The following is a 9,779-nucleotide window of genomic DNA, read 5'->3' on the forward strand; positions in this document are numbered from 1 at the left end:
ATTTGACAGTCTCCAGAGATTCTTAAGAGGGAATTAACTGAATTACCCTAATTATAATTTTTTATTTTGTTATTATAATTTTATTAGGGTATAATTATTTCTTACAAAGCAGTAATTATAAAGTTGTCTAAGAAAATACTATATATAATATAAAACTACTATATAATGAATAAAGGTAGATCATTTTTGGTTCTTCCTTATAATTGTTTTATTTATTTGTAATTCTTCTTGTAATATCTTCTAAATACTGATAAAAAATTGGAGCTGAAACATTATTTATTTTTCCTTCTTTATATACACTATTGCAAATATACAACAAGTCGTCAATGTTCCCATGTAGTTCCATAATCCTTCTTGTAAGATTATTTGTGGCAAACATACGTTTCATGAAAATAGCAGAAAGTTGAGTTGGTAGTTTATATACCCATAATTCATTTCTGTAATATTTCATATTAATACCACGTGAAGCTGCTATTTTTATTGTCTCACGAATAGTTTTAATCGTAGTTGCCAATAGCTTTAGAGAATTCATAAGTTTATGAACTGATATTATACTGTCATTTATGTCTCCATTTTTCCCTATGACTGAGATAACTGCAGCGTTGATAGCCATGTGTATCCATATCCATTCCAACATGTTATAAGGGTTCTCAAGTTTGATGTTAGAGGACTTGAATAGATTGCAGATAGCCTCATAATTTGATATTGTTGTCTTATTTTTAGACTCTATCATAAAATGATTAAATAAACAACAATCAAGTTGAGCCTTTGTGACAAGCTCTTCTTTTTTTATCTTTATGCAACCTCCAGCAACAGGAAAGGCTAAGATATAATCATATCCTTGCATAATTTTATCAAGATATTGCTTGTCATACCATAGATTACAGCATAATAGTATTGTGCCTTTGAATGCTTCTTTTCGTAGTATCTCCATTACATTAGCAATCTTCCCTTGTGAGATACTTACGAAAATCATGTCATATTCTTTCTTTGAATGTGGATTTACTGTATACTCTTTTTTAACTTGAATACCTTTTGATGATTCTCTTCCATCTAATAATGTAACTTCAATATTGCTTATATATTCCTTATTACTTCCTTCCCGAATATAATGTTCAATATTGTGTCCAGCCTCTTTAAACACAGAAGCATAAGTTGTTCCGATAACTCCTAATCCTATAATTAATATATCCATGTTTATGTTTATTTTTGACAAAGGTAATTAATTATTTGGGCTTTCCTCCTTATTTTTGTAATTTTGTAAGTCTAAGGATAAAATAGAAACAGACTTAATAAGGAAGTAAAAGATATGGCAAAAGAGGATAAGGGACTTACCCCGATGATGAAATAGTTCTTCTCAATGAAGGCGCAACATCCTGGAGCATTGATGCTCTTTAGGTGTGGTGACTTCTGTCTGTAACCACATGGAATTCAATTAGTTATAAAGTAGTAAAGTAAAAAGTGCTTTATTGGACTTCAAAAGGGCCTTAGTAAGCGTCTTAAAGGGCATCTTTTGCAAGCCAATTAGGCGTCTTTTAGAAGCCAAAAGAGCATGTGTTGGTTTTGAATATAAGGAAAATAATTTACAAACCTCAACTAACAAGGGAATAAATTGTTTGTAGAAGACAAATAGACCTCGCACCTAATTACGTTTATTATGTAGTTTATTCCCCCGTATAAAAACCATCTAATTGGGGTAATCATACCATGTATGTGGGTTAATCTCATTCTATTAACCATCTACGCATTTAACGGAAGAACCTCATTTTTTATACAGAATATACTTTATAAAAAAGGGGTAAGAAACGGAAAAACTGAGTGAAAAGAAAAAAAATACCCGTATCAGTTGTGTAGTAACTGATACGGGTAAACGTGTGAAATAGTATGGATTATTTTTTAGTTGAGGAGGTTTTCGTTGTAGTCTTCCTCGTTTGTTTCAAAATGTTCTTTAGCTCCACCTACGCCATCACTTGGATTTCCATTTTCAATAGGTATTTCTATGGTTTCGCCCGAACCTGCTAATAGGTTTTGAATATCTATTGACAGCGTTTGTATAAATGGTTTATAATATACCTTTTGTTTTACTTTCATGGTGTCTTTAGCGTACTACTTGTTTCTTTCCATTGTGAATGTAAATGCCTTTGTTAGGCTTACCATTCAATTTGATTCCTTGCATATTGAACCACGAATTGTCGCCATTTTCAGTGCTAACCGATGGTGTTTCTATTTCGGTTACTGTTCCTTCTTCTAACACGACGGTTTGCTTAACACCAGAATTCTTATTGTTCAAATGGAGGAATGCGTGGAAAGGAGTTATTCTTGCACCCTCACCAGCTCGTACGAAACTACCTTTTCCTTCTTTTCCTGCTGGGTTGTAAATGTAAAGCATACCATTAAGATGCTGGTCGGCTGCAAGTTTCTTAACAAAATTAGCCTCGTAAACAGCAAAAAGATTTGATGTTCCAGAAAGTGTAGCCTCAACTAATTGTGGATTTACTTCTACGTTGTTAGCAGAAATTTCAGTTCCATCAGCAATGTAGATGTAAGGTTTGTTTGCCTGCATTTCGCTTTCTTTAGAGAACACGATGGTTTCTTCTGCTCCGTTGCCGCCTTTTGTCTTATTAAATGCATAGACTTGTCCGCTTGGTTTTGCGGTGAAAGGTAGAACGATAGTTTCTTGTTTTTTCTTTTGGAAAGATGAACGATAGAAAGTTGCCTTATTGGCTACAAACTTGTAAGGAAGGTCGTATATCATATTTCCAGCTAATGCAAGTTCGTTGAAATTATCATCTATATTCAATTTGAAATAGCTGGCTTGGCGCTCTCCATTATCTGTTGTGAGAACTATATTATAAGCGCGATACTCTTCGGTTTGCCCCATTGGCGCATATACCACAGCGTTTTCAGGTAGTCCGTTTAAGAGTTCGTCGCTTTCGTTTTTCTCTAATGGTTTCATATTCGATAAGTCGAGCGACACAAGTGCCTTACAATTTGCAAATGCGTTTTTAGCGTTTTTAGCCTCAATACTTGATGGTAAAGCAATGTGATGTAACTTTTCAATGCCTTCACCTGCAAAGAACTCTTGTGTAATACCATTCACAAAGAATGAAGGTTTCCATTTACCTGCAAACGAATTGTTGAGAACTTCAGCTTTAATATCGTTGAAAGTGTGGTTCCATGTAGCTTCGTTACTCTTCTTGTGCGCTGAAGCTGTAAAGTAACCTGGATACATTCCTTCTTGAAGAACTGTGTAAGTAACACCATCTGTGGTAAATTCTTTTTGTGGAATCATAGCACTGATAGGCAGCAAACCTTTACAAAAACTATTTGTTTTATAGATTTCTGGGTTTGAAGCAAACCAATGTCCTTTCAGATTAACGCTTTTATCGTTTACATTTGGCGCTGTTTTTCCATCGAACATATAGAAGTTGCAGTCTGCTGACAAACGGAATGCGTCTTCTTCAATGCTTGTAATTGAAGGTGGCAATATTACAATTTGAAGTTTAGTACCTTCAAATGATGCCAGCGGAATAGTTGTAATCTTGCTGGGGATTACTATTTTATTATCAGTAAATTTATTCTCTGCAAAAGATTCCTGTCCTATTTTAATAAGATTTGCAGGCAAATTGGTGTGTGTAAGATTCTTACAACCTCTGAAAGCACTTCTGCCTATGGCTGTCAATGTGGTTGGATAACCGATAGTTTTCAAAGCGTTGCAACCGAAGAAAGTATGTTCTCCAATTTCTGTGATTCCCTCTTCGAGCACAACCTCAGTTATTTTGTCGCAAAGACTAAATGCAAAATCGCCAATCTTTGTTACCTTATACTGACGTTTGTCTATAGTATTTATAAACGAAGCGGGGATAACAAGTTTGCCCTCAGCGTACTGACTAATAGCTGAATTCTTACCATTTCCAACTTCTGCAGTGCCTTCTCCAGTGATATTAAACCAAATTGGAATATCTTTACCATTCAGTTTAGCAATACCTTTTACTACATTGTCGTTCTCTAAGATAGAGCCAAATGCAGAAAGCTGTGCGCAGATAGCGATTAAAAATATCAATATATGTTGCTTTTTCATATCTTTCAATGTTGAAATTATAAATATATTTGTGCCTGATGCGGTTATGGGTTAAATAAGTTCCATGTCCTTTCTCCGCCAGCAATAGCCTCTACAGCTTTTTGTTCGTAGCTCTTACCAAAAATAGCAAAGAAGAAAGCTAAACCACTCATGATATGTCCACCACTTTCAACGTAGGTGTATTTAATAATGTTAGGGTTTTTATCAGTTCTCATTCTTTGGTAAGCACTTTCCGCATTACCGATAGGAACAACTTCGTCTACCTTTGAATGGAAAAGATAAATAGGATACTTTGGTTTCCAGTTTTCAGTAAGGTTATTAACATTCAAAGCTGAATATAGATCATCAAACTTAGGATTCTTCTCAGTTGGTTCGCCTTTTATCTTCTTAGACATAAAGGCAAAAACTTCGGGTGTGAATATTTCAGAAGCCTTTAAATAGTCTCCTCTCTTATCCTTATGGAACTTATAAAATTTCCTTAGTGCTTTCTGTATGTCAAGAACATTTTGTTCTTTCAATTCAATCCAATCAAGAATACCTGTCTTGAGAAATTTTTCTGTGAAGTAATCTTTTGCCTTATGTCTTCGCATATAAGGGTTGTAATCGAGCATACCTTTTAATATAAGAGGAATAGCAACGGGCATAAATACCTTGTCTTCTTCAACAGAAAACTTCATTGTAGCAATCGGATCGTATGGACCATCGCCACATACTGAACCACCTAAGTGAAGGTCTTTATCAAGAAAGTTAGTTTCCATAAAACGATGACAAGCCATTGCTACCGAACCTCCTTGAGAATATCCTACACAAATAGTTTTCCAACCATCTCTAATTTTTGCTCTACCTTTCTTACTTTTTTTGTATAACTCAATGCCATAGCGTAGAGCATCAACACTTTGTCGTGCTGTTATTTCCTGTGCCAAGTAAGGGTGAGCTTGATATCTTGTATTTCCGTATCCTTGATAGTCTGGTAAAATTACCAAACAATTATATCCAAGTTCTGAAGCACTTTTACTTTTTGCATGCATAATGAGCATACCGACGTCAGTTTTCCAGTCTCCGCTCTTGATATATTCAGAAGGAGTACTTTTATTATCTGTTATTGTTGCATGGCAACCTAAAATGATATTGTTAATTGGAACATCATAATTGGTTGGCATAGCTGCCAAGGCTGTTAAGATAATAGTCTCTCCTTTCGTGTTAATTGTGGGATAAGTGTATTTGTAATATTCATAATTCAATCCCCAACCTTTTGTTGCGTGATGCTCAGAATTGTCGTCATCAAAGCTGTTTGCACGCCTTGGAAGTCGTCTTTCTATCTCTTCGAAAGATTTAACACCAGTTTCAATAATCTTTGCGTCCCCTACATCAACGCCTGTTTGGATAGAAGAGAAGTCTTTCTGTGCAGAAACTGAAACAGAAAGCACAATTGTAACTGTTAGACACAAATAGCGTCTAAGGTTTTTTGATAAACTCTTATTCATTTTATTTTAGATGTGATATATTATACAAATTGCTTGTTAGGTTAAATCTCAAATTGTTTATGAGTAGAAACAGAGCAAAGTTTACTATGTAAAGCTTAGGTGCAAAGTTCTAAAAAAAACTCGGAATTAGCAAATTATTCATAGCAAATCAGTTTGTTATCTCTTTTAAAGAGAAAAGAATAAAGTAATTAATCGCTTTATTTATAATATTTTACAAAGTAATATTACTTTAATTTTCGGACTAAAAGAGAGTGTTAAAGTTTATTTATTCTTTGCAAGAATAAGTATAAATATTGTATTTTTGCACTTAATAATGAGAAAGATAGTCAAAATATTACTATTATTTTTGTTGTCCGTAATGATTGTATCGACGGCAACAGGCGTTGTAGTAATGCAATGTACACATACAGGAAACATTTCCATAGGCGAGATATCTATGGACGAAGAAAATTGTGAAATGGCTTCGAAAGACAACTGTATGAAGATACATGTGTTGAAACTGACCGAAATTAATCAGGCTTCACCACTGCATATTGACTTGCAGCCCCTACAAATTTCTTTACTTTCACCTCTTGTAACGCTTCTCATTGTACTACCAATATTTGTTTTTCTAGTATCGCCGATACGATTAACGCCCTATTGTTGGCATAGTCCACCGCGAAGGTATCTGCAAAAACTGACAATGCTCCTTATTTGATTTTGTGATTTTATAATGTTTTTATAGTCTGACGAATAGCATTCATGTTAATTCTTCAGACGCAATTCTTATATTCACAAAATCGAAACAAATGAATTATAATATCATATTTGCAGGTTTATTCCTGCTGTTTTCTACGCCAACAATGGCGCAGACAGATACTACAGCTATCAAAAAAGAACGCGAATTAGATAATGTTACCATAACTGCAAGGCGTGCTACGGTGCGTACATTGGGTGGTGCTATTAACGGACAAGATATTTTGCGCGACGAACTCTTCAAGGCTGCATGCTGTAATTTGGGCGAAAGCTTTGTAAATAACCCTTCGGTAGACGTTAATTACTCTGATGCAACAACAGGAGCACGTCAAGTTAAGTTGCTTGGACTAAGTGGAACGTATGTGCAAATGCTTACTGAAAACTTACCAAACTTCCGTGGTGCAGCGCTACCTTACGGACTTGGCTATGTACCTGGTTCGTGGATGAAGAGCCTACAAGTTAGTAAAGGTAACTCTTCAGTAAAGAATGGTTATGAAGCAATGACTGGACAGATTAACGTAGAGTATCTAAAACCAGAAGATGAACAAGGTGTCTCTATTAATATCTACAGCAATACGATGGCTAAAATAGAAGCTAACGCTGATGCTAATTTGCATATTGGAGGCAATAAGAACCTAAGTACGGAGGTGCTTGCCCACTTTGAAGACAACTATAGTCAACATGATGGAAACGACGATGGCTTTCAAGATGAGCCACAGGTACGCCAATACAATCTACAAAACCGATGGTACTGGAAGAGTGGAGGCTATATGCTGCATGCTGGAGTAGGTTTTCTGAAGGAAGACCGAACCAGCGGGCAAACCACACACACGCATCATCTTGCTGTAGGAAACTCTCCGTATCGCATAAACATAGGTACAAATCGCTACGAAGCGTATATGAAGCACGCTTTTATACTCGACCCAACGCATGGAACTAACATCGCTTTAATGGGTAACATGTCGATTCACGAACAGAAGGCAAATTATGGAATAAAGCATTATGATGTGAATGAGAAAAACGCGTACGCATCTTTAATGTTCGAAACCAATATTGCTGAAGTTCACAACCTTTCTGCTGGACTCAGTCTGAACCACGATTACCTGCGCCAGAACCTTATGTTAATATCTTCTTCGGCTATTCCTTCTGATTATGGAAACCTCTATCCGCTTATAAATAATGTGGAAAGCGAAACCACTCCTGGTGCTTACATTCAGTACACATACAACCTTCACAATCGTTTTATAGCGATGGCAGGTCTGCGAATAGACCATAGCAGCGTTTATGGTACGTTTGTTACACCACGCTTTCATGTGAAATGGATGCCAACTGATTTCATTACGCTCCGTCTTTCGGCTGGAAAAGGATATCGAAGTCCGCGCGCTTTAGCAGAAAACAACTATCTTATGGCTTCTGGTCGACGTCTTATGATAGACTCGCAACTGAAGCAAGAGGCTGCATGGAACTATGGCACGAGTGTAGCTTTCAATATTCCTATATTGAATAAGACACTGAAATTAAATGCAGAATACTATTATACAAACTTTGAAAACCAAACTATCATTGACTACGACTCTAATCCGCTGATGCTTTTTGTGGGCAATCTTAACGGTAAGAGTTATTCGCATACGTTCCAAATAGATGCTTCCTACCCATTCTTCCATGGCTTTGAATTAACCGCGGCTTACAGATACAATCTTGTAAAGACTACTTACGGAGGAGAACTACTTGCAAAACCATTTCAAGGTAGGTATAAAGGATTGCTCACTGCAAGCTATAAGACACCACTTGGTCTATGGCAATTCGATGCAACATTGGCTCTTAATGGTGGTGGAAGAATGCCTACACCATACACAACGGCTACTGGAACACCATCGTGGGATACACATTACAAGGCTTATGGACAACTAAACGCACAGATAACACGCAATTTCCGCCACTTCTCTGTTCAGCTTGGTGGTGAAAATCTGACGAACTTCAAGCAGCAAAATCCTATTATTGGATATCACGACCCGTGGACACAGACCTTCGAACCTACGATGGTTTATGGTCCAGTGCAGGGTGCAATGGGCTATATTAGTATCCGCATGAACCTTGGACAACGTCTTTAAACATATCAAAGCATAAAAATTATTTGCCCAATTGGGCTTAGTTAAAAATAAAAAGACAATGAAAAAAAGTTTAATTACTATGATGTTGGCGATGGTAGCCATCGTTGCATCAGCTAAAGACATCAAGACTGTCATCTTCACAACTACTCCTCAGATGCATTGCGCCAACTGTGAGAACAAGATAAAAGGTAATCTTCGTTTTGAAAAAGGTGTGAAAGATATAAAGACAGATATCGAAATGCAGAAAGTGTTCGTTACCTACGATGCCGACAAAACTACAGAAGAGAAACTTCAGAAGGCTTTTGAAAAGTTCGGATACAAAGCAGAAAAGACAACCAAAGAAGCCAAAACTACTGTTCACGAAGGCGAAGAGTGTCAGAATATGTAAGGTTCATAGGTTCCAGAATCTTATCAGGAACTCTTTAGAAATCCAACATGAATAGTGGCTTTATCTCATTCAAGCCGATTGTTAGGAGGTCAATCGCATTATAAAAATTGATACCTTAACGGTCGGCTTGAGTTAGATAATAAGATGATAAAATCGTAAACATTTTTCAAAAGAAGGAATATTGCGTAATCACCTTATTATCAACACGTTGTAATATAGGTTGTTTTGCATTGTAAAAGTGCCTGTTTTACACGATAATAGCGCCTGTTTTGCATTACAAAACAGGCGCTATTGCAATGCCAAATCGCTATAACCATTTTCTACTGGTATTTTTCTTTACAAACAAGAGTAGCTTAATAGGACTATCTACCCTTTTATTGAGAAATACCAAAGCACGGCTTTTGATATATCAAGACGAAGTTATTATTCCCCTATAAAATTATATTTAGTCGTCCCTTAAAAACAATATTTCAGCATAAAGCTTGTATTGACAAGCTCTATGCTGATTCTTTTTATAAGGTACAAAAGAACTCTCATAGCTCTTTTGAAGTTATATGCTGCTGCAGATAATAATACATTGATAGCATCTCCTTTGACACCTTTATAAAAGTTGCGAGATAATCGGTGGTCTGCTTTAAGATGTCCTATCGTTGGCTCTATACCAGCTCGTTTACAAAATAGTTTGTGTTTCTTTCTCTTTTGGTAGTAGCTGTCTTTAGCTTTAGGAGTGTCTGGAATGAGTATCTTTGTCTGCCCAATCTGATTTATACCTCTATACCCTCTATCTCCTGCTAACTTATCAACCTTCATTCCTGTCATCCTTTGGGTCTGTTCTAACGTCTTTTCGATAGTATGCCCATCATATTCATTCCTAAAAGAACATGCACCAAGAATAAGTCCTGACCATGAGCGAAGAATAGATACTTTAGGGATATTCAGTAAATATCTAACTAATTGTTTGTCAGTGTAATATATTATTT

The 9,779-nt window shown here is 36.1% G+C and carries 7 protein-coding genes and 1 pseudogene; 3 read left to right on the top strand and 5 right to left on the bottom strand.

The window, feature by feature from the left end; all coding sequences use genetic code 11:
* Positions 1-208: 208 nt before the first annotated feature.
* Positions 209-1,195 (bottom strand): ketopantoate reductase family protein, encoded by a 987-nt coding sequence (locus tag HXN26_RS10320; RefSeq protein ID WP_273161125.1) that lies wholly within the window; start codon positions 1,193-1,195, stop codon positions 209-211.
* A 114-nt stretch (positions 1,196-1,309) separates the two neighbouring features.
* Here HXN26_RS10320 and HXN26_RS10915 point away from each other — a divergent pair.
* Positions 1,310-1,411 (top strand): annotated as a pseudogene (locus tag HXN26_RS10915) (MutS N-terminal domain-containing protein); the annotation flags it as partial.
* Positions 1,412-1,896: 485 nt separating this feature from the next.
* On the opposite strand, the gene HXN26_RS10325 reads toward HXN26_RS10915, so the two are convergent.
* Genes HXN26_RS10325 through HXN26_RS10335 form a run of 3 tightly spaced genes read right to left on the bottom strand, consistent with a single transcriptional unit; the run spans position 1,897 to position 5,565 of the window.
* Positions 1,897-2,091 carry a hypothetical protein gene (locus tag HXN26_RS10325; protein ID WP_273161126.1) on the bottom strand — a complete coding sequence of 65 codons (195 nt, stop codon included), beginning with the start codon at positions 2,089-2,091 and terminating at the stop codon, positions 1,897-1,899.
* A 7-nt stretch (positions 2,092-2,098) separates the two neighbouring features.
* Complete coding sequence (locus HXN26_RS10330) at positions 2,099-4,081, bottom strand: leucine-rich repeat domain-containing protein (RefSeq protein ID WP_273161128.1); 1,983 nt, start codon at positions 4,079-4,081, stop codon at positions 2,099-2,101.
* A gap of 44 nt (positions 4,082-4,125) precedes the next feature.
* Positions 4,126-5,565: a lipase family protein gene (locus HXN26_RS10335; RefSeq protein ID WP_273161130.1), complete on the bottom strand. Its 1,440-nt coding sequence runs from the start codon at positions 5,563-5,565 to the stop codon at positions 4,126-4,128.
* 788 nt (positions 5,566-6,353) lie between these two features.
* On the opposite strand from HXN26_RS10335, the gene HXN26_RS10340 reads away from it, so the two are divergent.
* Both HXN26_RS10340 and HXN26_RS10345 read left to right on the top strand, forming a co-directional pair.
* Positions 6,354-8,411, top strand: coding sequence for a TonB-dependent receptor plug domain-containing protein (locus HXN26_RS10340; protein ID WP_273161131.1), 2,058 nt, complete (start codon positions 6,354-6,356; stop codon positions 8,409-8,411).
* Between the two features lie 58 nt (positions 8,412-8,469).
* Positions 8,470-8,799: a heavy-metal-associated domain-containing protein gene (locus tag HXN26_RS10345; protein ID WP_273161132.1), complete on the top strand. Its 330-nt coding sequence runs from the start codon at positions 8,470-8,472 to the stop codon at positions 8,797-8,799.
* A gap of 456 nt (positions 8,800-9,255) precedes the next feature.
* On the opposite strand, the gene HXN26_RS10350 is transcribed toward HXN26_RS10345, so the two are convergent.
* A partial coding sequence (locus HXN26_RS10350) for a transposase (protein ID WP_273161134.1) occupies positions 9,256-9,779 on the bottom strand: 524 nt, incomplete at its 5' end.

Source organism: Prevotella aurantiaca (assembly GCF_015262605.1).
Lineage (GTDB): Bacteria > Bacteroidota > Bacteroidia > Bacteroidales > Bacteroidaceae > Prevotella > Prevotella aurantiaca.